The 22,079-nt window shown below is 68.6% G+C and carries 25 protein-coding genes; 16 read left to right on the forward strand and 9 right to left on the reverse strand.

Features of this window, described 5'->3' with window-relative positions:
• Positions 1 to 47 precede the first annotated feature (47 nt).
• Complete coding sequence (locus tag ACFWNN_RS14575; protein ID WP_382440375.1) at positions 48 to 470, forward strand: DUF4307 domain-containing protein; 423 nt, start codon at positions 48 to 50, stop codon at positions 468 to 470.
• Positions 471 to 657: 187 nt separating this feature from the next.
• The gene (gene greA, locus ACFWNN_RS14580) at positions 658 to 1,152 is read left to right on the forward strand and encodes a transcription elongation factor GreA (RefSeq protein WP_363776731.1); all 495 of its coding nucleotides are present in this window, start codon (positions 658 to 660) and stop codon (positions 1,150 to 1,152) included.
• Between the two features lie 24 nt (positions 1,153 to 1,176).
• On the opposite strand, the gene ACFWNN_RS14585 is transcribed toward greA, so the two are convergent.
• A complete protein-coding gene (locus tag ACFWNN_RS14585; protein ID WP_382440376.1) occupies positions 1,177 to 1,686 on the reverse strand; it encodes an Lrp/AsnC family transcriptional regulator in 510 nt (169 codons plus the stop codon).
• 74 nt (positions 1,687 to 1,760) lie between these two features.
• On the opposite strand from ACFWNN_RS14585, the gene hppD reads away from it, so the two are divergent.
• Both hppD and ACFWNN_RS14595 read left to right on the forward strand, forming a co-directional pair.
• Positions 1,761 to 2,942, forward strand: a complete 1,182-nt coding sequence (hppD, locus tag ACFWNN_RS14590; protein WP_382440377.1) for a 4-hydroxyphenylpyruvate dioxygenase — start codon at positions 1,761 to 1,763, stop codon at positions 2,940 to 2,942.
• Positions 2,943 to 2,996: 54 nt separating this feature from the next.
• Positions 2,997 to 3,239: a hypothetical protein gene (locus ACFWNN_RS14595; protein ID WP_285643564.1), complete on the forward strand. Its 243-nt coding sequence runs from the start codon at positions 2,997 to 2,999 to the stop codon at positions 3,237 to 3,239.
• A 684-nt stretch (positions 3,240 to 3,923) separates the two neighbouring features.
• Here ACFWNN_RS14595 and ACFWNN_RS14600 read toward each other — a convergent pair.
• The 3 genes from ACFWNN_RS14600 to ACFWNN_RS14610 form a co-directional block, all read right to left on the reverse strand.
• Positions 3,924 to 5,069, reverse strand: a complete 1,146-nt coding sequence (locus tag ACFWNN_RS14600) for a cystathionine gamma-synthase (RefSeq protein WP_382440378.1) — start codon at positions 5,067 to 5,069, stop codon at positions 3,924 to 3,926.
• Positions 5,070 to 5,185: 116 nt separating this feature from the next.
• The gene (locus ACFWNN_RS14605) at positions 5,186 to 6,316 is read right to left on the reverse strand and encodes an RDD family protein (protein WP_382440379.1); all 1,131 of its coding nucleotides are present in this window, start codon (positions 6,314 to 6,316) and stop codon (positions 5,186 to 5,188) included.
• A gap of 90 nt (positions 6,317 to 6,406) precedes the next feature.
• On the reverse strand, positions 6,407 to 7,777 hold the full coding sequence (locus ACFWNN_RS14610) for a cystathionine beta-synthase (RefSeq protein WP_382440380.1): 1,371 nt from the start codon (positions 7,775 to 7,777) through the stop codon (positions 6,407 to 6,409).
• Positions 7,778 to 7,894: 117 nt separating this feature from the next.
• Between ACFWNN_RS14610 and ACFWNN_RS14615 the strand changes: the two genes are divergently transcribed.
• The 3 genes from ACFWNN_RS14615 (at position 7,895) to ACFWNN_RS14625 (ending at position 10,459) form a co-directional block, all read left to right on the forward strand.
• Positions 7,895 to 8,764 carry an SGNH/GDSL hydrolase family protein gene (locus tag ACFWNN_RS14615; RefSeq protein ID WP_382440381.1) on the forward strand — a complete coding sequence of 290 codons (870 nt, stop codon included), beginning with the start codon at positions 7,895 to 7,897 and terminating at the stop codon, positions 8,762 to 8,764.
• A 91-nt stretch (positions 8,765 to 8,855) separates the two neighbouring features.
• A complete protein-coding gene (locus ACFWNN_RS14620) occupies positions 8,856 to 10,076 on the forward strand; it encodes an acetyl-CoA C-acetyltransferase (RefSeq protein WP_382440382.1) in 1,221 nt (406 codons plus the stop codon).
• A gap of 173 nt (positions 10,077 to 10,249) precedes the next feature.
• Positions 10,250 to 10,459, forward strand: coding sequence for a hypothetical protein (locus ACFWNN_RS14625; protein WP_382440383.1), 210 nt, complete (start codon positions 10,250 to 10,252; stop codon positions 10,457 to 10,459).
• Here the strand turns inward: ACFWNN_RS14625 and ACFWNN_RS14630 are convergent.
• The 3 genes from ACFWNN_RS14630 to ACFWNN_RS14640 all read right to left on the reverse strand — a co-directional run bounded on the left by ACFWNN_RS14630 (position 10,456) and on the right by ACFWNN_RS14640 (position 12,080).
• Complete coding sequence (locus ACFWNN_RS14630) at positions 10,456 to 10,842, reverse strand: GNAT family N-acetyltransferase (protein WP_382440384.1); 387 nt, start codon at positions 10,840 to 10,842, stop codon at positions 10,456 to 10,458. The genes ACFWNN_RS14625 and ACFWNN_RS14630 overlap by 4 nt on opposite strands.
• A gap of 34 nt (positions 10,843 to 10,876) precedes the next feature.
• Entirely contained in the window at positions 10,877 to 11,209 is a 333-nt protein-coding gene (locus tag ACFWNN_RS14635) for a HEAT repeat domain-containing protein (protein ID WP_382440385.1), read from the reverse strand.
• A 67-nt stretch (positions 11,210 to 11,276) separates the two neighbouring features.
• A complete protein-coding gene (locus tag ACFWNN_RS14640) occupies positions 11,277 to 12,080 on the reverse strand; it encodes a Bax inhibitor-1/YccA family protein (protein WP_382440386.1) in 804 nt (267 codons plus the stop codon).
• Positions 12,081 to 12,399: 319 nt separating this feature from the next.
• Between ACFWNN_RS14640 and ACFWNN_RS14645 the strand changes: the two genes are divergently transcribed.
• The 3 genes from ACFWNN_RS14645 (at position 12,400) to ACFWNN_RS14655 (ending at position 15,702) form a co-directional block, all read left to right on the forward strand.
• Positions 12,400 to 13,788 (forward strand): collagen binding domain-containing protein, encoded by a 1,389-nt coding sequence (locus ACFWNN_RS14645; RefSeq protein WP_382440387.1) that lies wholly within the window; start codon positions 12,400 to 12,402, stop codon positions 13,786 to 13,788.
• A complete protein-coding gene (locus ACFWNN_RS14650) occupies positions 13,773 to 14,483 on the forward strand; it encodes a class F sortase (protein WP_382440388.1) in 711 nt (236 codons plus the stop codon). Before ACFWNN_RS14645 ends, ACFWNN_RS14650 begins: the two co-directional genes overlap by 16 nt.
• A 169-nt stretch (positions 14,484 to 14,652) precedes the next feature.
• Positions 14,653 to 15,702: a polysaccharide deacetylase gene (locus ACFWNN_RS14655; RefSeq protein WP_382440389.1), complete on the forward strand. Its 1,050-nt coding sequence runs from the start codon at positions 14,653 to 14,655 to the stop codon at positions 15,700 to 15,702.
• On the opposite strand, the gene ACFWNN_RS14660 is transcribed toward ACFWNN_RS14655, so the two are convergent.
• On the reverse strand, positions 15,699 to 16,691 hold the full coding sequence (locus tag ACFWNN_RS14660) for a PQQ-dependent sugar dehydrogenase (RefSeq protein WP_382440390.1): 993 nt from the start codon (positions 16,689 to 16,691) through the stop codon (positions 15,699 to 15,701). The two genes, ACFWNN_RS14655 and ACFWNN_RS14660, sit on opposite strands and share 4 nt — an antisense overlap.
• Positions 16,692 to 16,851: 160 nt before the next feature.
• Positions 16,852 to 17,832, reverse strand: coding sequence for a PQQ-dependent sugar dehydrogenase (locus ACFWNN_RS14665; RefSeq protein ID WP_382440391.1), 981 nt, complete (start codon positions 17,830 to 17,832; stop codon positions 16,852 to 16,854).
• Between the two features lie 266 nt (positions 17,833 to 18,098).
• Here ACFWNN_RS14665 and pqqA point away from each other — a divergent pair, with 266 nt between their 5' ends.
• The 6 genes from pqqA to ACFWNN_RS14695 all read left to right on the forward strand — a co-directional run.
• On the forward strand, positions 18,099 to 18,221 hold the full coding sequence (pqqA, locus tag ACFWNN_RS14670) for a pyrroloquinoline quinone precursor peptide PqqA (RefSeq protein WP_063757028.1): 123 nt from the start codon (positions 18,099 to 18,101) through the stop codon (positions 18,219 to 18,221).
• A gap of 78 nt (positions 18,222 to 18,299) precedes the next feature.
• Entirely contained in the window at positions 18,300 to 18,995 is a 696-nt protein-coding gene (gene pqqC / locus ACFWNN_RS14675) for a pyrroloquinoline-quinone synthase PqqC (RefSeq protein ID WP_382440392.1), read from the forward strand.
• Positions 18,992 to 19,264 carry a pyrroloquinoline quinone biosynthesis peptide chaperone PqqD gene (pqqD, locus tag ACFWNN_RS14680; RefSeq protein WP_382440393.1) on the forward strand — a complete coding sequence of 91 codons (273 nt, stop codon included), beginning with the start codon at positions 18,992 to 18,994 and terminating at the stop codon, positions 19,262 to 19,264. Before pqqC ends, pqqD begins: the two co-directional genes overlap by 4 nt.
• A complete protein-coding gene (pqqE, locus tag ACFWNN_RS14685) occupies positions 19,257 to 20,336 on the forward strand; it encodes a pyrroloquinoline quinone biosynthesis protein PqqE (protein ID WP_382440394.1) in 1,080 nt (359 codons plus the stop codon). The genes pqqD and pqqE overlap by 8 nt, the downstream gene beginning before the upstream one ends.
• Positions 20,333 to 21,208 carry a pyrroloquinoline quinone biosynthesis protein PqqB gene (pqqB, locus tag ACFWNN_RS14690; protein WP_382440395.1) on the forward strand — a complete coding sequence of 292 codons (876 nt, stop codon included), beginning with the start codon at positions 20,333 to 20,335 and terminating at the stop codon, positions 21,206 to 21,208. The genes pqqE and pqqB overlap by 4 nt, the downstream gene beginning before the upstream one ends.
• Positions 21,209 to 21,222: 14 nt before the next feature.
• Positions 21,223 to 22,079 (forward strand): transcriptional regulator (locus tag ACFWNN_RS14695; RefSeq protein ID WP_382440396.1); only part of this gene is annotated, 857 nt, incomplete at its 3' end.

Below are 22,079 nucleotides of genomic sequence, written 5' to 3' on the forward strand. Positions count from 1 at the left end.
AACGTCGGGCACCATTGTTCCCCAGAGCCGGAGGAGGGCGCGGACAAGTGGCACAGCGCGTGCTCCCCGAGGGGCGTTACAGCAAGCAGAGCCGCAAACCGCTGGCCAAGTGGGCGCGGTGGGCGTTACTCGCTGTAGCGGTCGCGATAGGTGCCGTTGTCGCCTTCGTCGGTTACCGAAATCTCGGCACAAAACCGATCGAGGCCAAGCAGACCGCGTTCATCCTCCTCGGCGACGACCAGGTGAAGGTCAGTTTCGAGGTTTCCCGCGATCAACCGGAGCGCGCTGCCGTCTGCATCATTCGGGCCCGATCCAAGGACGGGGACGAAGCAGGTCGGCGTGAAGTTCTCGTTCCGCCGGGAAATGACGTCGTCATCGAGACAACAGTTCTCCGCACCTCGAAGCCGCCGGTCACCGGCGAAGTGTTCGGGTGCTCCTACCAGGTTCCCGCCTACTTGTCCACGAGCTAGCGGCCAAGCGGGTGATCTGCGGTTTAACGGCGAGATTCGGGAACAAATCGCCGTCGCTGAACGTTGTCTCCGTGTTACTATTGCAGCTCAAGCACGGCCCCGGCGCGGGCCGTGTTTTTCCGTTCCGAGCCCCAGGCCCGGGAACTATCTGGTGCACACGCATGTACCAGAGCAAGACGAGGAGTTGGTGACCGTGAGCGACACCCAGGTGACCTGGCTGACCCAGGAGGCCTACGACCGGCTCAAGGCTGAGCTGGACGAACTGATCGCGTACCGCCCGGTCATGGCTGCCGAGATCAACGCTCGTCGCGAAGAGGGCGACCTCCGCGAGAACGGCGGCTACCACGCGGCTCGCGAGGAGCAGGGCAAGCAGGAGGCGCGCATCCGCCAGCTGCACGAACTGCTCCAGGCCGCGAAGGTCGGAGAGGCTCCCACCACGAAGGGTGTCGCGGCACCGGGCACGGTGCTCACCATTCGCTACGAGGGTGACGACGAGGCGGAGACGTTCCTCCTCGCCACCCGCGAAGAGGGCGCGCACGGCGAGATGGAGGTCTACTCCCCGCTGTCCCCGCTCGGCAAGGCGCTGAACGGCGCGAAGGACGGCGAGACCGTCTCGTACGAGCTGCCCAACGGCAAGCAGCAGAAGGTCACGCTGATCTCCGCGGTGCCGTACTCGGCGTAGTCCCACCAACGTGTGAAGGGCCGGTCACTTCGGTGGCCGGCCCTTCACGCGTTCCAGGAGCGGCCGCACCCGTCCGGGCACCGGCGTCGACAGCGCGATCGACGTCGAGAGCCTTCTCACGTGCGGCACGTCCACGATGTGATCGACGACGCGCTGCAGGTCGGAGTTCGACCGCGCGACCATCCGCACGAACAGGTCCCCCTGACCCGTCGTCGCGTGCACCTCGCACACCTCGGGGATCGCGGCCAGCCCGTCGCACACCTCGGCCCGGCGGCCCTGCGCGATCTCGACGGTCGCGAACGCGGTCAGCCCGTAGCCCATCGCCCCCAGGTCGAGCGCGGGCGGGAACCCGGTGAGCACGCCCCGGTCGGTCAATCGATCCAGCCGGGCCTGCACGGTTCCGCGCGCGACCCCCAGCCGGCGCGAGCATTCGAGGACGCCCAGACGGGGCTCGTCCGTCAAGAGCAGGAGCAGCTTCGCGTCCAGTTCGTCCACGGGCTGGTCAGAGTGCTCACTCTGCTGATCGTTGGGCATAGATCACTATACAAATTGCCCTGAGAAATCGCTGACTGTTGCTCATCATGTCGGGTCTATTCATGCTGAATGACATGACGCAGCAGCTTGACGACGTGAGCTACGACCAGCTCCGGCAGCTCGTGGGGTTGGTCGACTACGACGCGACCAAGGACCCCTTCCCCGTGCGCGCCATGGACGCCGTGGTGTTCGTCGCGGGTAACGCCACGCAGACCGCGTGGCTCTACCAGGTGGCGTTCGGCATGGAGCTCGTGGCCTACGCGGGCCCCGAGACCGGCCAGCGCAGCCACAAGTCGTTCGTGCTGAAGTCGGGCTCGGCCCGCTTCGTGATCCACGGCGGCGTCACGCCCGGTTCCGACCTCCTCGACCACCACCGCCGCCACGGCGACGGCGTCGTCGACCTCGCCCTCGAGGTCGGCAACGTCGACCAGTGCGTCGAGCACGCCCGCAAGCAGGGCGCGACCGTGCTGGAAGAGCCGCACGACGTGTCCGACGAACACGGCACGGTGCGTCTCGCGGCCATCGCGACGTACGGCGAGACCCGCCACACGCTCGTGGACCGCTCCCACTACAACGGCATCTACCTGCCGGGTTACGTGGCACGGACCTCGACCGTGAAGCGTCCGGAAGGCGCCCCGAAGCGCCTGTTCCAGGCCGTCGACCACTGCGTCGGCAACGTCGAGCTCGGCAAGATGGACTACTGGGTCGACTGGTACAACCGCGTCATGGGCTTCGTGAACATGGCGGAGTTCATCGGCGACGACATCGCCACGGACTACTCGGCCCTGATGTCGAAGGTCGTCTCCAACGGCAACCACCGCGTCAAGTTCCCGCTGAACGAGCCGGCGATCGCGAAGAAGAAGTCGCAGATCGACGAGTACCTGGAGTTCTACGAGGGCGCGGGCGTCCAGCACATCGCGCTGGCCACCAACGACATCATCGCGACCGTCACGGCCATGCGCGACGCGGGCGTCGAGTTCCTCGAAACCCCGGACTCCTACTACGACGACCCCGCACTGCGTGCGCGCATCGGCGAGGTCCGCGTGCCGATCGAGGTCCTCAAGGAGCACCGCATCCTGGTAGACCGCGACGAGGACGGCTACCTGCTGCAGATCTTCACCAAGCCCATCGGCGACCGCCCGACCGTCTTCTACGAGATGATCGAGCGCCACGGCTCCCTGGGCTTCGGCAAGGGCAACTTCAAGGCACTTTTCGAGGCGATCGAGCGCGAACAGGAGCGACGCGGCAACCTCTAGGGCCGATCCACCGGTAGGCTGCCTCACGGGGGACTCACATCGTCTGGAGGTGGCATGGCATTCGCACGACGCGTGGCCGCGGTGATTCCGCTGGTCGGAGCCGTGACCACGGCAGTGGCACTGACCGGCGCGGCATTCCTGACGGTGGCGCACGCGGGCTGTGACGAAGCCGGCCGCTTCGTCCGCACCGGCGACGCGATCCAGTTCGTCGGCGGCTGCGTGAACGGCGCTGACCTGCCGGCGGCGCCCACGGCCGAGGCCGAGAACGTGGACAGGTTCGGCTCGAAGAAGCCTTAGGCACGACGAAGGCCCCCTCGCCACCGGCGAGGGGGCCTTTCGCATGCGCGGAAGATGCCGGCGCGGCCAGCGAGGCGGGGGCGAGGCGGAGTCTGGGGGCAGGGCAGGCTGGCGCAGGCGTCCCCTCGCACACAGGATCCCCCGCAACCCAACGTACTCAGAGGGTCTGACAGTCCGGCGGAGCGAGGGAACTGAGCGCGCGGGACGCGGTAAGGGCAAGACGGGTGAGGCAAGACGGGGTGAGGCAAGACGGGTGAGGCAAGACGGGGTGAGGCAAGACGGGGTGAGGCAAGACGGGGTGAGGATGGCTTTAGGGGATGCGAAGCCGAAGGCGAGCCCGTAAGAGCGCAAGCATCGCGATGGCGCAGCCGAGCGCCCGGCCAAGACCCGAGCGCAATGCCGAAGGCGAGGCGTCCTTCCCTCTTAGCTCCGGTCAACCGGTAATGACGTGACGTGCCCGCCTAACGTGCCCACGCTGCAAAGAGATTGGGGCTTGACTTTGGGTGCGAGGTGCTAGCTTCGAGAGCTCGGCCGGGCGCTTTTCAGCCCGGCCTTTTCCGGCCGACCAGCACCTCGCAAGGGCCCCGAAGTCAAGCCCCAATCTCTATCGACGCGCCAGCGGCGATGACGCAACCAACACTCGTCCGCGGTTGTCTTTGCACCCCAACGCAACCACCACGAACCTCAGCCCAAAGCCGCCAACAGATCGGCAACCAGGTCGTCCCCGGACTCGATCCCCACCGACACCCGCACCAAATCCGCAGGCACCTCCAGCAACGACCCGGACGTGGAAGCGTGCGTCATCTTCCCGGGATGCTCGATCAACGACTCCACCCCACCAAGCGACTCAGCCAACGTGAACAGCTGAGTCCGAGCGCAAACCTCCAAAGCCGCAGCCTCGCCCCCCTCAACCAGGAACGACACCATCCCGCCGAACCGACGCATCTGCTTGGCAGCAACCGCATGCCCAGGATGCGACTCAAGACCGGGGTAGATGACCTTCTTCACCCGCGGATGACGAGCCAAAGCCTCAGCCACCAGCTCAGCGTTGTCGGAGTGCTTCTCCATCCGCAGCTCAAGCGTCTTGATCCCGCGCAACGTCAGATAAGCGTCAAACGGCCCAGGCACCGCACCGGCACCGTTCTGCAAAAACCCGAACGCCGCATCGATCTCGGCATCTGAAGTGATCAACGCACCCCCGACCACGTCGGAGTGCCCACCGATGTACTTGGTGGTCGAGTGCAGCACCACGTCCGCACCCAACTCCAGCGGAGTCTGCAGAGCCGGCGACGCGAAGGTGTTGTCGACGACCAGCCGAGCGCCCGACTCGTGCGCCACCGACGCGATGGCCGCGATGTCGCCGATGTTGAGCAGCGGGTTGGTGGGCGTCTCGATCCAGATCAGCTTGGTCTCGGGCCGGACGGCCGCGCGGATCGCGTCGACATCGGAGACCGGGGCCGGCGAGTGGGTGATGCCCCACTGCGAGAAGACCTTGTCGATCAGGCGGAACGTGCCGCCGTAGGCGTCGTTCGGGATGACGATGTGGTCGCCGGGCTTGAGGAACGTGCGCAGCGCGGCGTCGGTCGCTCCCATGCCGGAGGAGAACGCGCGGGCGTACGTGCCGCGTTCGAGGGACGCGAGGCACGTCTCCAGGGCGCGGCGGGTCGGGTTGCCGGTGCGCGAGTACTCGAAGCCCTCACGCAGGCCTCCTACGCCGTCCTGGGCGTACGTCGAGGTCGCGTAGATGGGGACGTTCACCGCACCCGTGGTCGGGTCCGGGTCCTGACCGGCGTGGATCGCCCTGGTGGCGAAGCCGTAGGGGGTGCTCATGTTCGAAGGGTACTCACCCGTCCGGCCGAGGATCCCCCTAGTCCATCAGGTGAACGCCCGGGGAAGCAACAGCCCCCGGCCACCGCGTGGGTGACCGGGGGCTGCGTCAAAAGCGATTACCAGCCCTGCTGCTGACCGCCGTAGCCCTGCTGCGGGGGCTGGCCGTAGCCACCCTGCTGAGGCTGCTGCGGGTAGCCCTGCGGGGCCTGCTGCTGCGGGTAGCCACCGGTCTGCGGCTGGCCGTAGCCACCGCCCTGACCGGGGTAGCCGCCGCCGGCGGTGTCCGGCCAGTTGATGACGACCGTGCCGCAGATCTTGTCCGAGTAGGTCTCGTTCTTCGGCTTGTTCCACAGCGGCGACAGGTAGTTGATCAGCGAGCCGATGCCGCAGAGCAGACCGAACGCGTAGTTCAGCAGAAGGCGCAGGAACGCGGTGCCGCCGCCGGGCGGCTGCTGCGTGTCCTCCTTGATCAGCTTGATCTTGGCGACCTTCTTGCCGATCGACTGGCCCGTGGAACCGCCCTTGAGGACGGTGTTCCAGATCAGGAAGCCGAGCATGCCGCCGTAGCCGATGACGATGCCGACGAGGCTGAGGATGCCCGCCGTGCTCGGGTCACCCGTGGACGCGGCGATCATGCCGACCACGAAGAAGACCAGGTAGCCGACGACGCCGGGGATGCCGTAGTCGATCAGACCGGCGACCGCGCGGGGGCCCCACTCGGCGTAGCCGGTGGGCGGCATCGGGGCCATGCCGTAGCCCGGCTGGCCGTAGCCGCCGGCCTGCGGGGCACCGTACGCACCCGCGGCCGGCTGGCCGTACGGGTTCGACTGCGGAGCGCCGTAGGGCTGCTGCGGGGCGCCGTAGGCACCGGCCGCGGGCTGGCCGTACGGGTTGGACTGCGGTGCGCCGTACGGCTGCTGCGGCGGCGGCTGCTGGCCGTAGGCCTGCTGCTGCGGAGCGCCGTACGCGGGCGGCGGCTGCTGGGCGGGGAACCCGCCGGAGCCGGGTCCCTGCGCAGGGAAGCCACCCGAGGACGGGGGCACCTGCCCGGGGCTGACGACCTGGGTGGCGTCCGCGTTCTGCTGCGGTGCAGCGGGAGCCTGCCCTGGCGAGACGACCTGCGTCGCGTCCGGGTTGGGGTTCGCCGCTGCCGGCTGGCCACCTCCCGGAACGATCTGCGTTGCGTCCGCGTTGGGCTCCTGCGGCTGACCGCCGAACGGATTTCCTGGCGGCTGCGGAGCGTTCATCCGGTTTCCAACCCCCTTGGCTGGGCCGTGTACGAGTGAGACAGGTGTTGATCTGGGGCGTCACGCTATCGGACGCACGGGGTTCTACGCTCAGCGACCAGCCAAGAACCCCAGAATGTCCTGCCGAGTTACGACACCGGCAGGCTTGCCGTCCTCCAGAACGAGGGCGGCGTCGGCGTGCGAGAGGGCGCTCATCGCGATGCCGACGGGCTCGCCCGCGCCGAGCGTGGGCAGCGGCGGCGACATGTGCTTGTCCAAACGGTCGGACAGCTGCGCCTTGCCGGCGAACAGCGCGTCGAGCAGGTCGCGCTCGTTGACCGCGCCCGCGACCTCGGCGGCCATGATGGGCGGCTCGGCGTTGACGATCGGCATCTGCGAGACGCCGAACTCCCGCAGGATCGCGACGGCGTCACCCACGGTCTCGTTCGGGTGGGCGTGCACGAGGTCGGGCAGCATGCCGCCCTTGCGGCGGAGCACGTCGCCGACGGTCGCGCCGGTCGAGTCGGGCGGCAGGAAGCCGTAGGACGCCATCCAGCGGTCGTTGAAGACCTTGGACAGGTAGCCGCGGCCGCCGTCCGGGAGGATCACGACCACGACGGCGTCCTCGGGCAGGTCCTTCGCGATGCGCAGCGCCGCGGCGGCCGCCATGCCGCAGGAACCGCCGACGAGCAGGCCCTCCTCGCGGGCGAGGCGGCGGGTGATGTCGAACGAGTCGGCGTCGGAGACCTCGATGATCTGGTCGGCGACGGTCTTGTCGTACGCCTCGGGCCAGAAGTCCTCGCCGACGCCCTCGACCAGGTACGGGCGGCCGGTGCCGCCGGAGTAGACCGAACCCTCCGGGTCGGCGCCGATGACCTGCACCGCGCCGTTCGAGATGTCCTTGAGGTAGCGGCCGGTGCCGGAGATGGTGCCGCCGGTGCCGACGCCCGCGACGAAGTGGGTGATCTTTCCTTCGGTCTGCCGCCAGATCTCGGGGCCGGTCTGGTGGTAGTGGCTCGCCGGGTTCTCCGGGTTGGAGTACTGGTCGGGCTTCCACGCGCCGGGGATCTCGCGGACCAGGCGGTCGGAGACGTTGTAGTACGAGTCGGGGTGCTCGGGCGCGACGGCCGTCGGGCACACCACGACCTCGGCGCCGTACGCCTTGAGGACGTTGCGCTTGTCCTCGCTGACCTTGTCCGGGCAGACGAAGACGCACTTGTAGCCCCTGCGCTGGGCCACGAGAGCCAGGCCCACGCCGGTGTTTCCCGAGGTCGGCTCGACGATGGTGCCGCCCGGCTTCAAAGCGCCGGACTTCTCCGCGGCCTCGACCATGCGCAGCGCGATGCGGTCCTTCACGCTGCCGCCGGGGTTCAGGTACTCGACCTTGGCCAGCACGGTCGCCTTGATGCCCGTGGTCAGGGAGTTGAGCTTGACCAGCGGCGTGTTGCCGACCAGATCGACGACGTGTTCGACGTACTCCACCGGTATCTACTCCCCTGTTCCACTCTCCGAGATAGCGGAACGAAGCCTAGCTCTAGTGGCTGCGGAGGTTAATTCGAACGGCGGTGCCGACGATTCACAGGAAAAGGGGTGGTGCGGATGATCGGGCTGAGGACGGTGCGAGCGGCCGCGATGACCGCGGCGACGCTCGGAGGACTGTCGGGCGCGCTCGTCGGACTGCTCACCCAGCAGGGCAAACGTGCTCGGGTGGCGATCGGCGTGCTGGAGCACCTCTGGCCGGCGCCGGACGGCGTGTACCTCGACGACGGCCGCGACCCGCTGCGGTTCGCGGTGCTCGGGGACTCGATGGCGGTGGGCGTCGGTGTGACCCATCCCTCGCAGATGCCGGGCGTGTTGCTGGCCCAGGCGCTCGCCGAGGAGGCCGAACGGCCGGTGCGCCTCTCGACGTACGCGGTGAGCGGCTCCACCACCCGTGACCTGGTGCCTCAGGTGGACGCGGCCGTGCTGGACGCGCCGCAGGTCGCGTTGATCATCATCGGCGCGAACGACGTGACGTCGCGGATGGGCACCGCCGAGTCGGCCCGGCTGCTGGCCGAGCAGGTGCGCAAGCTGCGCGCCGTCGGGTGCGGTGTCGTCGTCGGCACGTGCCCCGACCTGGGCACGGTGCGGCCGATCCCGCAGCCGTTGCGGATGGTCGGGCACCGGTACAGCCTGCGGCTCGCGGCCGCGCAGACCGCCGCGGTGCGCCGTGCGGACGGCGTGCCGGTGTCGTTGGCGAACCTGCTGGCGCCCGAGTTCCTGGCGCGGATCGACATGTTCAGCTCGGACCGCTTCCACCCCAGTGCGGCGGGCTACGAGGCCGCGGCGGGCGTGCTGCTGGCGCCGTTGTGCCAGGTGGCCGGGCTGTTCCCGGGCTGGGTGGCGCCGGTGCTGCCGTTGCGGTCGGCGGCGGCTCTGGCCGTGCGGCCGTCACGCGTGCCGTCGTGGCTGCTGAAGCGGCACGCGTGAGTTTCGGAATTCTCGTCACTCGCGCTGGCCGGGGTGAGCGGGCGTTAACTAGGCTCGACGGCAACCTTGACTCTCAACGAGGAGTTTCGTGATGCCTGAGGCCGTGATCGTCTCTGCTGCCCGCTCCCCCATCGGCCGCGCGGGCAAGGGCTCGCTGAAGGACGTTCGGCCCGACGACCTGGTGGCGCGGATGATCCGCGCGGCGCTGGACAAGGTGCCGCAGCTCGACCCCGCGCAGATCGACGACCTGATGCTCGGCTGCGGCCTGCCCGGCGGCGAGCAGGGCTTCAACATGGCGCGCATCGTGTCCGTGCTGCTGGGCTACGACAACCTGCCCGGCACGACCGTGACCCGCTACTGCGCGTCGTCGCTGCAGACCACGCGCATGGCGCTGCACGCCATCAAGGCGGGCGAGGGCGACGTGTTCATCAGCGCCGGCGTCGAGGCCGTGTCGCGGTTCGCCAAGGGCAGCTCCGACTCGTGGCCGGACACGCACAACCCGTTGTTCGGCGACGCCGAGGCGCGCACGGCCGCCACCGCCGCCTCGGGCGCGTCCGAGTGGATCGACCCGAGGTCGCTGGACGTCGTGCCGGACGTCTACATCCCGATGGGCCAGACCGCCGAGAACCTGGCGCTGCTCAAGGGCGTCTCGCGCCAGGAGATGGACGAGTTCGGCGTCCGCTCGCAGAACCTCGCCGAGAAGGCGATCGCCGACGGCTTCTGGGCCCGCGAGATCACCCCGGTCGAGCTGCCCGACGGCACGGTCGTCTCGTCCGACGACGGCCCGCGCGCCGGCGTCACCTACGAGGCCGTCTCCCAGCTGAAGCCGGTCTTCCGCCCCGACGGCCGCATCAACGCCGGCAACTGCTGCCCGCTCAACGACGGCGCCGCGGCCCTCGTGATCATGTCCGACACCAAGGCCCAGCAGCTCGGCATCACGCCGCTGGCCCGCATCGTGTCGACCGGCGTCTCGGGCCTGTCGCCGGAGATCATGGGCCTCGGCCCGGTCGAGGCCTCGAAGCGCGCCCTCGCGCTCGCCGGCCTGTCCATCTCGGACATCGACCTCGTGGAGATCAACGAGGCGTTCGCCGCCCAGGTCATCCCGTCCTACCAGGACCTCGGCATCGACCTGGACCGGCTGAACGTGAACGGTGGCGCCATCGCCGTCGGCCACCCGTTCGGCATGACCGGCGCGCGCATCACCACGACCCTGATCAACTCGCTCCAGTTCCACGACAAGCAGTTCGGCCTGGAGACGATGTGCGTGGGTGGCGGCCAGGGCATGGCAATGGTCATCGAACGCCTGAGCTAAGCGTTTGCTCGTTTTCGGACAAGATCTGCAAATTGAAGCTTGCAAGTAGCTCCGCTTCACCCGAACGGAGCTACTCGCAAGCCCCCTTTCTGCCGATGAGATGAATCGTCGCCCAATGGCGTCATCTGGCGAGGGGAAGTCCGTCCCTACCGATGAGTAAGGAGGGGTCGGACATGCCCTACGTGTGGTGGCAAAGCGAATATGACCTGCAATGCCATGCTTTCTCCCTCGATCAAGCCGACGCCGAGCGCAGCTTTTACGAGGCTGTTTGCGAACATTCGGTGCCGGACGAACGGGTCTCGCGCGCGCAGGCGGGCGCGCTCTGCATGGACTGCCTGATCAAGGTGGGCACCGAACTGCCGGACGTGCGCTGGCGCGCCTAGACGCGCTTCATGCCGATGCTCGCCGGTGCGCTCTCCACGAACCCGTGTCGTGCGTAGAGACGACGGCCAGGCGGGTCGGCCAAGAGGTTGACGTACGCGTTGGGCGCGTGCGCGTTGATGCGATCGAGCAACGCGGCGAGGATCGCGTCGCCGATGCCTTTGCGTTGATGGTCCGGCAGCACCGCCATGTCGATGACGTGGAAGTACCAGCCGCCGTCGCTGAGCACGCGGCCCATGCCGACGGCGTCGCCTGATTCCACGTGAATGACAATCGCGCTGGCCCACGCACCGTTGATGCCGTTTTCGGCTTCTTGCCGGGTGCGCGCGCTCAGTCCGGATTCCTGCCGCAAACGCAGGTAGTCGTCGACCGACGGCGGTGCCATGACGAGCCGATATGCGGAATCCACGAATTCCCCCTCAGTTGTGCGCATTGTTCGCGCGATGACGGTAGAGGGCGATGCGCGCTTCTTTCGTGTCGAGCTGCTGGAGACCTGTGAAGGCCCAGCTCGCGAACGACTCGTCCTCGTGGCCCAGGTGTTCGACCAGGATCGGCAGCGCCTCGGGCGACCGGGCCTCCCCGATCAGTTCGAGCAGCCAGCAGCGCACCCCGTGGTCCTCTTCCGCGCGGAACGCCGCGATCAGCTCGTCGAGGTGCTCCGCCGCGTGCTGCCGCAGCAGGGAGAACCCCTCCTCCGCGTCCTGCCCGGAGCGGCGCATCAGCCGCATGCCTTCTTCGAACTTCTTCGTCATGTCTCCCCCCGAGAAACGCCGAAGGGCGCCCCGCCGAAGCGAAGCGCCCTCCAGCACACCCGAAGCGTCAGTCCGAGTTGAAGTACGACAGCAGGCGCAGGATCTCGGTGTACAGCCACACGAGGGTGACGGTGAGACCGAACGCGATCTGCCACGCGTACTTGGCCGGCACGCCGGCGCGGATGGCCTGGTCGGCGGCGTCGAAGTCGATCAGGAAGCTGAACGCCGCGAGGCCGATGCAGACGAGGCTGAAGATGATGGCGATCGGGCCGCCCGAGCGGATGCCGAGGCCTTCGCCGGAGCCGAAGAAGCTCAGGATGAAGTTGAACAGCATCAGGACGCCGACACCGATGATGGCGCCGGTGATCCACTTGGTGAACTTCGGCGTCACGCGGACAGCGCCGGTCTTGTAGACCACGAGCATGCCGAGGAACACGCCGAGCGTGCCGATCACGGCCTGGCCGATGACGGCGATGCCGTTGCCCGGCACCACGCGGTCGAGCGCGTTGCCGATGATGTAGCTGATGCCGCCGAGGAAGATGCCCTCTGCGACGGCGTACGCGATCACGAGCGGCGGGCTCGGGTTGCGCTTGAACATGATGATCAGCGCGAGCACGAGACCGACGATCGCCGCGGGGAACGCGAGGAAGTAGAGACCGGTCACGAACGTGGCGACCGCGCCCACGGCGACCACGCCGAGGGTGATGCCGGTCTTGGTGACGACGTCGTCGATCGTCATCGGCCGCTCGCTGGTCAGCGGCGGCGGGGCCTGCTGGTAGCCAGCCTGGTCTGGCTGGCCGAAGCCTGCGTAGCCTCCGTAACCGCCGCCTGTCGGCAGGTTACGGAAAGCCGGGTTGCTGCTGGAGCGCACCTGGTCCTCCTGGGGCGTTGCTTTACGCCGTCACGGGATACAACGAGCACGCCCGGTGTCATGTTCCCCGTCGGTAAAGGCGACTTTACCCGCTACGACGATCACACGTGCGCAAATACTGCGCTAACTCCGGAGCGTAGTGAGACTACGGCGTGTCGCGGCGTGTCACCCTCGTTGGGAGTAAGCCCCGTCACATTCCATTCACGATCACACCCAGAGTAGCGAGAGACTTCCCCCTCGTGGCGGCTTGTCCCCGATCTGGGGTACCGACAAGCTCGCACGCGGGATCAACACAGGTCAGAGGGGATCACGATTCACCATGGGCTGGAAACGTCTGGCCGCCGTGGCGATGGTTTCGGGGCTCGCGCTCCTGACCGTTCCCGCGACGGCGACAGCTGTCGGCGTCAAGGGCATCGGCCACAACGCGTCAGGGCTCCAGCCCAACGCCACACCCGGTAGCGAGTGGCACGGGTCATACATCTGGCAGGACAAGCAGGTGTGGTGCGTGCAGTACGCGCTCCCCGCGCCTGACAGCAACGTCGGGTACAAGGAAGGCGACGCGCTGCGCACCAAGGCGGGCAAGGACCTCGCCCCGGACATCGCGGCGAACATCTCCTACCTGCTGCTGCGCTACTCCACGACGAAGTCCCCGGACGAGGCCGCGGCGCTCGCGCACCTGCTGCACACGTGGACGTCCGTCGTGGACGGTCCGGTGCGGCTCGACACGACCGACGCGAAGTTCCTCGCCTACGACTCCGCCTTCTACGCCGCGCGCCTGCCGCAGTCCGTCATGGACACCGTCGCGCGCATCAAGGCCGACGCCGAGGCCAACCGCGGCCCGTGGAAGCTCAGCGCCACCGCGCCGAAGGAACCGCTGATCATCGGTGCCGAGTCCACCTGGACCGCGGCGCTGCTCAAGGCGAACGACAAGGGCGTCACGGACGCCCCGATCACCTTCACGCTCACCGACGCGAAGCTCGCGGACGGGTCCACCAGCGGCACGGCCAAGACCGGCGCCGACGGCAGCCCCGCCACGATCAAGGTCATCGCGACCGGCGAGAAGCCCTCGATCGCCGTGGCCGCGGACTCCCCCGCCGACCGCCCGGTCGTGCACTTCCCGATCCAGACCGAGAACATGCAGCGCATGGTCACGACCGGGGGCGAGAAGAAGCTGAACGCCGCCGCGAACACGACCGCGAAGACCGCGCCCGGCGCCGTGAAGATCACGAAGATCGACTCGGAGACCAAGAAGGCCATCGCGGGCGTCGCGCTGCGCGTCACCGCGAAGGACCAGTCGAAGCCCGCGAAGAAGCAGGACGACACGGACCTCGTCGGCACGGACGGCAAGCCGCTGGTGCTGCAGACCGGCCCCGACGGCACGGTCGAGGTGCCGGACCTGCGCACGCCGCAGGAGATCTGCCTCGTCGAGGTGGCCGCCCCCAAGGGTTATGAGGAGTTCTTCGACCCGAAGGCGCCGCCGTCCTCGTGCGGCACGGTCGCGGCGGGCCAGACGCTCGCGCTCGAACTGGTGAACAAGCCGAACACGCCCGTCGTGCCCAGCACGATCCCGGCCGGTGCGGACGGCCAGACGCCGGTCGCGACCGCGTCGTTCGACACGCAGCTGCGTCCGGGCCTGATGCTCGGCGTGGGTGGACTGGTGCTCCTCGGTGCGGCGCTGGCAGGCTTCCTGGTGTGGCGCAGGCAGTGAGTCCCAAGGCTTTTCTGACCGGCGCGCTGGTGGCGGGCATCGCCGCCGCCGGCGCGCTGGTCGGCACGTCCGAGACCGAGGTCCTGCGCGGGCACGCGGTCGCGGACGAGATCCCGGTGGTCGGGCCGGGGCCGGTGGCGGACAGCCTGAGCACCGGCCGCGGCCCTGACCTCACCGGGTTGATCGGCGGGGCGAACACGGCCAACGCCAAGCCCGTCGAACCTCCGCCGCAGCAGCAGCAACCGGCGCCGCCCAAGGCAGGGCCGGGTTCGGTGCGGCTGCCCGCGGGCGGGTCGGCGACGCTCGTGCGCAAGGAGGTGAAGGACGGCGTGCTGCCGGTGCCGGACGGCATCGGCGAGGCGACGTGGTGGGGCACCGAGCTCGCGGGCGCGGAGGGCGCCACGGTGCTCGCCGGGCACGTCGACTGGAAGGGCGCCAAGGGCCCGTTCGCGGAGCTGTGGCAGGCGCAGAACGGCCGTGAGGTCGTGATCGCCGACAGCGCGGGCAAGGAGTTCAAGTTCCGCATCAAGCAGATCGAGACCGTGCGCAAGGAGGAGCTGCCTGCGCGCGCGTTGGAGTTCTTCGGTCCGCGCGGCCCTCATCGGCTGGTTCTCGTCACGTGCGGCGGCACGTGGATCGGTGGTCAGCAGGGGTACGAGGCGAACAGAGTGGTCATCGCCGAACCCGTTCAGTGACCAATCCCGCACTTCGCGCAACCCGTTCGGGTAACCAGTCGTCTCCTTTAGTGTGAAACGGTGGGGATGGTTGACCACGGGCCTGGCTCTGGGGCTGGTTCTAGCGATGGTGTTCACGCTCGGTTCGAACAAGGATCCGGCGGGCCAGGCTGACTCAGGACCGTTGCCGATGGCACCGAGACTGCCCGCTCCCAAGGACTCGGGACCGGCGCCGACGGTGCCCGCGCCCACGCCCGAGCAGATCGCGGCGCTGCCGTGGATGCACAAGCTCGGCCCCGGCGAGAAGCCGCCGCAGTTCGTCCTCTTCTCGTTCGACGGCGCGGTGTCGAAACAGCACTGGGACAAGGTCCTGCCGATCGCGAAGGCCAAGAAGGCGCACGTCACCGGCCTGCTGTCGGGCGTCTACATGCTGGCGGACCCGGACAAGAACCAGTACCAGCCTCCGGCGGGCCTCAAGCGCGGCATCTCCGACATCGACTTCGGCGGCAGCAGGCAGGACGTCACGGCCCGCATCGCCTACCTGAACCAGGTGATCGCCGACGGACACGAGATCGGCACGCACTACAACGGCCACTTCTGCTCGAACGGCACGCAGCCGTCGGTCGACAAGTGGGACACCGCGGCCTGGAACGCGGAGCTCGCCCAGTTCAAGCAGATCGTCGACAAGTCCCGCGCCGCCGGCCTCAACCTGCCCGCCGACGCCGTCCGGGGTGGACGGACGCCGTGCCTGGAAGGCAACTGGGACCAGGCCTTCCCCGCGATGGCCGCGAACGGACTGGTCTACGACACCAGCAAGGTCGCGCTCGGCGTGCAGTGGCCGACCGTCCAGAACGGACTGTACGAGTTCCCGATGCCCGAGGTGCGCGTTCCGGGGCTGGGCAAGCAGGTCGTCATGATGGACTTCAACCTCTGGTACTCGCTCAACAAGGCGACGGAGCAGCCGGAACGCGCCGCGGACTTCGCGCAGATCGTCCTCGACACCTACAAGTCGGTGCACCAGGCCGCGCTGAACGGCAACCGCGCGCCGATCGTCGTCGGCAACCACTTCAACGAGTGGAACGGCAACGCGTTCTCCACGGCGATGGAGCAGTTCATGGAGTTCGTGTGCGACAAGCCGGAGACGGTGTGCGCCACCTACACAGAGGTGATCCAGTGGATGCAGCTGCAGGATCCGGCGGTGCTGGACCAGCTCCGCCGGATGCCTGCCGCCCGCAACTAACCGTCGGTGGAGATGATCCGGTCGTCGTTGGCACCCGGTGAGCCGTTGGCGTCCTGATTGGACGTTCCCAGCCACAGCGTGCCGTCCGGCGCCGGAGCCACCGCGCGCACCCGGCCGTAGCTCGTGAACACCGCCTGCGGGGTGCCGAGCGTCGTGCCGTTCACCGGGATCTTCCAGACGCGCTTTCCGGTCACGGCACCGATGTAGAGGGCGTTCTTGTAGAAGGCGACGCCCGCGGGACCGGCCTGGCTGGTGGACCAGGTCTTGACCGGGTTGGTCATGCCGGCGGTGTTGCAGTTGCCCTCACACGTCGGCCAGCCGTAGTTCTTGCCGGCCTCGATCTTGTTGAGCTCGTCGGTCGAGTTGTTGCCGAACTCCGTGGCGTACGCGGTGTTGCCGATCCACGTGATGCCCTGGACGTTGCGGTGGCCGATCGAGTAGACCACGCTGCCGGCGCGAGGGTTGCCGGCAGCGGGCTTGCCCGCGGTGTCGAAGCGGAGGACCTTGCCGCCCAGCGAGTTCCAGTTCTGCGCGTTGGCCGTGTTCTGGCCGTCGCCCGTGGTGGCCCACAGGAAGCCGTCCGGACCCCATTCGAGGCCGCCGCCGTTGTGGTAGCGGTTCTTGGGGATGCCGGTGACGATCGGCTGCGGGGTGCCGCCGAGCTGGAGCTTGGCGACGCGGTTGTCGCCGGCCGTCGAGTAGTAGATGAACACCGAGTTGTCGGTGGCGAAGCTCTTCGAGACGGCGAGGCCGAGCAGGCCGCCCTCGCCGTTCGTCGTCTGCGCCTGCTCGACCGTGTCCAGCTCGGTCACGGTCGTGCCCTGGATCTTCTTGATCTTCCGGGTGTCCCGTTCGGTGAAGATCCCGCTGCCGTCCGGCAGGAACTCGATGTCCCACGGGATGTCGAGCTTCGTGGCGAGGGTGCGTTCGGCCAACGTGGACGGCCCGTCCTGGGCCGAAGCGGGCATCACGCACAGGGTGGCGGCCACGGCAGTGCAGGCTGCCGCCGCTGCGATACGACGAGCACGCATGGAGTGCTCTCCTTAGGGTCCGCTCGAATTAGTCTGCGGCGGCGGTGTTGCAGGGCGTATTTACCCAAGCACACTTCGCTACCCCTCGCCAAGGACATCCGATGTGTGTCGCCTACGCTCAGTTGCCGTCGGCGAGGTGGATGCCTCCGGGCGTGATGATCCAGAGCGACCCGTCAGGGCCCGCGACCTCGTCCCGGGTGCGGCCCAGGCTGGTGTAGATCTTGCCGCCCGCACCGCTGGTGTTCAGCTTGAACGTGCCGCCCTTGAGCGACGCCATGTACAGCGAACCCTTGTACGTGGTGAGCCCGGACGGCGTGGCCTGCGAGGTCGGCCACTGCTTGACCGGGTTGGTCATGCCGGAGGTGCTGCACGAGCCTTCACAGGTGGGCCAGCCGTAGTTCTTGCCGGCGTCGATCTTGTTGAGCTCGTCGACCTTGCTGGCGCCGATGTCGGAGATGTAGAGCTGGGTGCCGACCCAGGTCAGACCCTGGACGTTGCGGTGGCCGTAGGAGTAGACGAGCGAGTTGAACGGGTTGCCGGGCGCGGCCTTGCCGTCCTTGGTGACGCGGAGGACCTTGCCTCCCAGGGAGTTCTTGTTCTGCGCGTTGTTGCCGTTCTGACCGTCGCCGGTGCCTGCGTAGAGGAAGCCGTCCGGGCCGAACTTGATGCGGCCGCCGTGGTGGAACTGGCTGCCGCGCGGCATGCCGGTGACGATCGGTTTCGTGGCGGAGTCGCCGATCTTCCACGTGACGATCCGGTTGTCGCTTCCCGTGGTGTGGTACAGGAAAAGCGTCTTGTCGGTGGCGTAAGTCGGCGACACGGCGATGCCGAGCAGACCGGCCTCCTTGGTCACCGAGACGCCGGGGATGTCACCGACCTTGGTGACCTTGCCGTCCTTGGTGATCGTCGAGACGGTCTTCGCGTCCTTCTGCGTGAAGATCCCGGTCCCGTCCGGCAGGAAGTCGATGCTCCAGGCCTGGTTGAAGCCGCTCGCGATGGTCCTCACGGCCAACGCGCCGACATCCGCGGCGTGGGCCGTCACGGGCACGGCCAGGCCCGCGGCGAGGGCGAGTGCGCCGATGCTTCGAAGAGCAGTCATCTGTGACCCCTCAGCTTTCGCGTCGTGCGGCGACGGCGAGCCCGAATCGGAGTTTTCGGGCGGTTGGGGGCCTCTCGATACAACCACGGTGCGTAGCCGGGGCCGCATCCGCCATTGGGGTCACCCCTCCGATGACTTTAGGTAACTTTATGTACGGTCTAGACCTCGAAGGCTCCGAAGACATACCGTGTGGTTCGCCGCCGCGCCCCCACGGAAAGCGCTTGCACGACTTCGGACGTGCGAGCAGGAGACCGAGGAGTTGCGCCATGAACGTTGCCGTGCCGACCACCGAGACGAAGCTTCCCGAAGTCAAGCGCGAGTGGGTGAAGCCCGACTTCCGCGACTTCGAGACGCCGATGGAGGTCACCGCCTACGCGGCTCGCAGCTGACGTCAGGCATCGCGCCGGGGTTTCTGGTCTGCTACCGGGAACCCCGGCTCCGCGCGTCGTTCCTGGAGGTTTCCGCCCATGTCTGCCGTCGCACCCGCGGAGTTCGTCGCCGAGCTGCGCGCCCTCGCACCCCGGTACTGGGACAGTCACCCGTTCCACCTGCGCATGCACGCCGGCCGGTTGAGCAAGCACGAGCTGCAGGCGTGGGCCGCGAACCGCTGGTACTACCAGCGCTGCATCGCGCAGAAGGACGCCGCGATCCTGTCCAACTGCCCATCGCCGGAAGTCCGCCGCCAGTGGCGTGAGCGGATCATCTGGCACGACGGCACGCGGCCGGGAGAAGGCGGTGCGGAGAACTGGATCCGCCTCGCGGAGGCCGTCGGGCTCACGCGGGAGGAGGTGCTCGACGAACGGCACGTGCTGCCCGGCACGAGGTTCGCCGTCGACGCCTACGTGAACTTCGCGCGCACCCGGCCGTGGGTCGTCGGGATCGCCTCCGGGCTCACCGAGATGTTCTCGGGTGCGTTGATGCGCAAGCGTTTGACGGCGTTGCGGGAGCAGTACCCGTGGATCGCCGAGGAGGGCTTCGCCTACTTCACGAACCGCATCCAGGCGGTCGCGGGCGAGGGACAGGCCACTTTGGACATCGTGGTGGAGCACTCGCGGACCCGGGAGCAGCAGCTCGACGCGGTGGCCGCGCTGTCGTTCAAGTGCGACGTGCTGCGGGCCGTGCTGGACGCGGTCGACTACTACTCGGGCAAGGGAAAGCCATGACGACCGCGCTGGACGCCGTGCCGCGGATCCGGCGCGGGGTGAAGTGCACGTTCGACCAGATCCGGGAAGCGCACGTCGTGCTGTTCCCCGAGGGCGTGCTGGTGCTGAACGAGACGGCCGCCTCCGTGGTGGCGCTGTGCGACGGCGCCCGGTCCGTCGGGGACATCGCGGTGGTGCTGGCCGACGAGTACGACGGGGTCGAGCCGTCGGACGTGGCGGAGCTGGTGCGACGGCTGGTCGAGCGGAGGGTGGTGGACGTCGATGGCTGAGGCGCCGTTCGGACTGCTGGCGGAACTGACGCACCGGTGCCCGTTGCAGTGCGGGTACTGCTCGAACCCCCTCGAACTGGTGCGGCGGGACGCCGAGCTGTCGACCGAGGACTGGCGGCGGGTGTTCGACCAGGCGCGGTCGCTCGGCGCGTTGCAGATCCACCTGTCGGGCGGCGAACCGTTGCTGCGGCCCGATCTGCCCGAACTGGTGGCGCACGCGAACAGCCTCGGCTGCTACGTCAACCTCGTCACGTCCGGGGTCGGCCTGTCCCGCGACCGGTTGCGTGAGTTGGCTTCGCTCGGTGTCGACCACGTGCAGCTCTCGTTGCAGGACGCGACCCGAGAGGGCAACGACCGGATCGCGGGCATCAAGGCGTTCGACCGCAAGGTGGAGGCGGCGGCGTTCGTGCTGGACGAGGGTCTGCCGCTGACCGTGAACACGGTGCTGCACCGGCAGAACCTCGACAACGTCGCCGGCCTCATCGCGATGGCCGAGCAGATGGGCGCCGAACGGCTGGAGCTCGCCAACACCCAGTACTACGGCTGGGCGCTGCGCAACCGGGCCGTGCTGCTGCCGACCCGTGAACAGCTCGCCGCGGCCGATTCGATCGTGGCCGCCGCGCAGGAACGGCTGCGCGGGCGGATGGAGATCGTCTACGTCATCGCGGACTACCACGAGGCGCACCCGAAGCCGTGCATGTACGGGTGGGGTGCGCGGCAGCTGACCGTGGCGCCGAACGGGGACGTCCTCCCCTGCCCCGCCGCCTCGGTGATCTCGTCGCTGAAGATCGAGAACGTGCTTTCGTCGTCGTTGCACGACATCTGGCACGACTCGCCGTCGTTCAACGCCTTCCGCGGCTTCGACTGGATGCAGGACCCGTGCCGGTCGTGCCCGCGCAAGGAGATCGACTTCGGCGGGTGCCGCTGCCAGGCGTTCCAGCTGACCGGGGACGCGGCGGCGGCCGATCCGGTGTGCTCGCTGTCGCCCGCACGCTCCACTGTGGACCTGATTCTGGAGACCGAGATGGCGCCCGCGGACGTGCCGGCCATGGCGATGAGGAAGATGCGGTGAAGGCGGTTCTGCTCGGCACGACGGCCGGCGGCGGGTTCCCGCAGTGGAACTGCGCCTGCGCGTTGTGCGTCCGCGCCCGGTCCGGCGAGTTGCCTTCGCGCACCCAGGACTGCCTGGCGATCAGCGCCGACGGCACCGACTGGTGGCTGGTCAACGCCTCGCCGGACATCCGCACGCAGATCGCCGCGTGCGCGGTGCTGAACCCCGGCCCCGGCCCGCGCGAGACCCCGGTTCGGGGTGCGCTGTTCACGGATGCCGAACTCGATCACACGCTCGGCCTGCTGACGTTGCGGGGAGGCGCCGGTCTCACGGTGTGGGCGCCGGGGCCGGTGCTGCACGCGCTGAAGGACCAGTTCGACCTGCGTTCGGTGATCGACGGGTACGCGCCCGTGGCGTGGCGGCAGGTGGACGGCGACTTCGAACTCGGCGGGCTGCGGGTGTCGGCGATCCCGATCAGCGGGAAGCGGCCGAAGTACGCCCGCTCGTCCACTGTGGACGGCCACTGGGTGGTGGCCTACAGGTTCCACGACCCGGCCACCGGCGGTGTGCTGGTGTACGCGCCCTGCCTGGCGTCGTGGCCGCCCGGTTTCGACGAGGTGGTGGCCGATGCCTCGGTCGTGCTGCTGGACGGCACGTTCTACGCCGCGTCGGAGATGGGATCGGCGACCGGCAGCTCGTCCGGGCAGGCCGCGATGGGGCACCTGCCGATCACGGCCAGCCTGCCCGAGCTGCGCCGCTTCCCGGCCGTGCGGCGGATCTACACGCACCTGAACAACACCAACCCGGTGCTCGACCCGGCCTCGCCCGAGTCGGCGAAGCTGCGCGAGGCCGGGGTGGAGGTCCCGTTGGACGGCACGGTCCTGGAGATCTAGGCCAGAATCGGCGGATGTCCTACGTGATCGGTGGACGCCCGCTCGCCGCGCGGCTCGTCGCGGAGATGCCGTCGTTCGTGCGGCAGGTGGTCGAGTCGCTGGTCGAACGCGTGCCGGCGTACGCCCAGCTGCCCGCGGAGGAGCTCTCCGGCGACATCCACCGGGTCACCGAGCACGCCCTGCGCGCGTTCGCGGCCGTGCTCGACTCGGGGGCGTTGCCGTCGGCAGAGGAGCTGCGGTTCCTGCGCGAGTCGGCGGCGCGGCGGGCCGAGGAGGGCGTGCCGATCGACGTGGTGCTCACGGCGTACCACGTGGGCATCCAGGTCGTCTGGGAACGGCTGGTGCCCGAGGCGCGGCCGGAGGAGGTCCAGGACGTGCTGGCGCTCAACGCGCTGGCGCTGCGGTACCTGCAGCTCGTGACGCCGGTGGTGAGCGCCGGGTACCTCGACGAGCGGCAGACGATGTTCGACGACGAACGCTCGGCGGCGGCGACGTTGCTGAGCGGGCTGCTCGCGGGAACCGTTGAGGCGCAGGGGCCTTATGTCGTGCTGGCGCTGGACGTGCCGCCGCACCCCGACGAGCTGCTGCCGGACGTGGACGCGGCGGTGGCGTCCCGGCGCAAGCTGCGGCGGCTGCGGGTGGAGCTGGAGCGGCACAGCCGGGAGCCGGTGCTGTCGTCGCTCACCCCGGACGGCGGCCTGGCGCTGTTGCCCGGAGAGGACCTGCCGCTGGACCGGATCGTGGCGGACGTGACGCGGGCGGCCGGGGTGCCGGTGACGGTGGCGGCGGTCGCGGCCCCACCCGCCGGGGTCGCGACCCCCGCCCTGCTGGCGCGCGAGGTGCTGGCCGGGGCGTCCGGCCCCCGGGTCTT

This window comes from Lentzea sp. NPDC058450, from assembly GCF_042721395.1.
Lineage (GTDB): Bacteria > Actinomycetota > Actinomycetes > Mycobacteriales > Pseudonocardiaceae > Lentzea.

Coding starts and splice junctions, on each gene's coding strand:
- ACFWNN_RS14630 (WP_382440384.1), bottom strand. CDS start 10,842: ATGGCACCGCCGTCGGTCGACGACTACCTGCGTTTGCGGCAGGAATCC.
- ACFWNN_RS14625 (WP_382440383.1), top strand. CDS start 10,250: ATGCCCTACGTGTGGTGGCAAAGCGAATATGACCTGCAATGCCATGCT.
- ACFWNN_RS14665 (WP_382440391.1), bottom strand. CDS start 17,832: ATGACTGCTCTTCGAAGCATCGGCGCACTCGCCCTCGCCGCGGGCCTG.
- ACFWNN_RS14605 (WP_382440379.1), bottom strand. CDS start 6,316: ATGAACGCTCCGCAGCCGCCAGGAAATCCGTTCGGCGGTCAGCCGCAG.
- ACFWNN_RS14635 (WP_382440385.1), bottom strand. CDS start 11,209: ATGACGAAGAAGTTCGAAGAAGGCATGCGGCTGATGCGCCGCTCCGGG.
- ACFWNN_RS14585 (WP_382440376.1), bottom strand. CDS start 1,686: ATGCCCAACGATCAGCAGAGTGAGCACTCTGACCAGCCCGTGGACGAA.
- ACFWNN_RS14600 (WP_382440378.1), bottom strand. CDS start 5,069: ATGAGCACCCCCTACGGCTTCGCCACCAGGGCGATCCACGCCGGTCAG.
- ACFWNN_RS14615 (WP_382440381.1), top strand. CDS start 7,895: ATGATCGGGCTGAGGACGGTGCGAGCGGCCGCGATGACCGCGGCGACG.
- hppD (WP_382440377.1), top strand. CDS start 1,761: ATGACGCAGCAGCTTGACGACGTGAGCTACGACCAGCTCCGGCAGCTC.
- pqqD (WP_382440393.1), top strand. CDS start 18,992: ATGACGACCGCGCTGGACGCCGTGCCGCGGATCCGGCGCGGGGTGAAG.
- pqqA (WP_063757028.1), top strand. CDS start 18,099: ATGAACGTTGCCGTGCCGACCACCGAGACGAAGCTTCCCGAAGTCAAG.
- pqqC (WP_382440392.1), top strand. CDS start 18,300: ATGTCTGCCGTCGCACCCGCGGAGTTCGTCGCCGAGCTGCGCGCCCTC.
- ACFWNN_RS14645 (WP_382440387.1), top strand. CDS start 12,400: ATGGGCTGGAAACGTCTGGCCGCCGTGGCGATGGTTTCGGGGCTCGCG.
- pqqE (WP_382440394.1), top strand. CDS start 19,257: ATGGCTGAGGCGCCGTTCGGACTGCTGGCGGAACTGACGCACCGGTGC.
- ACFWNN_RS14595 (WP_285643564.1), top strand. CDS start 2,997: ATGGCATTCGCACGACGCGTGGCCGCGGTGATTCCGCTGGTCGGAGCC.
- ACFWNN_RS14620 (WP_382440382.1), top strand. CDS start 8,856: ATGCCTGAGGCCGTGATCGTCTCTGCTGCCCGCTCCCCCATCGGCCGC.
- ACFWNN_RS14655 (WP_382440389.1), top strand. CDS start 14,653: ATGGCACCGAGACTGCCCGCTCCCAAGGACTCGGGACCGGCGCCGACG.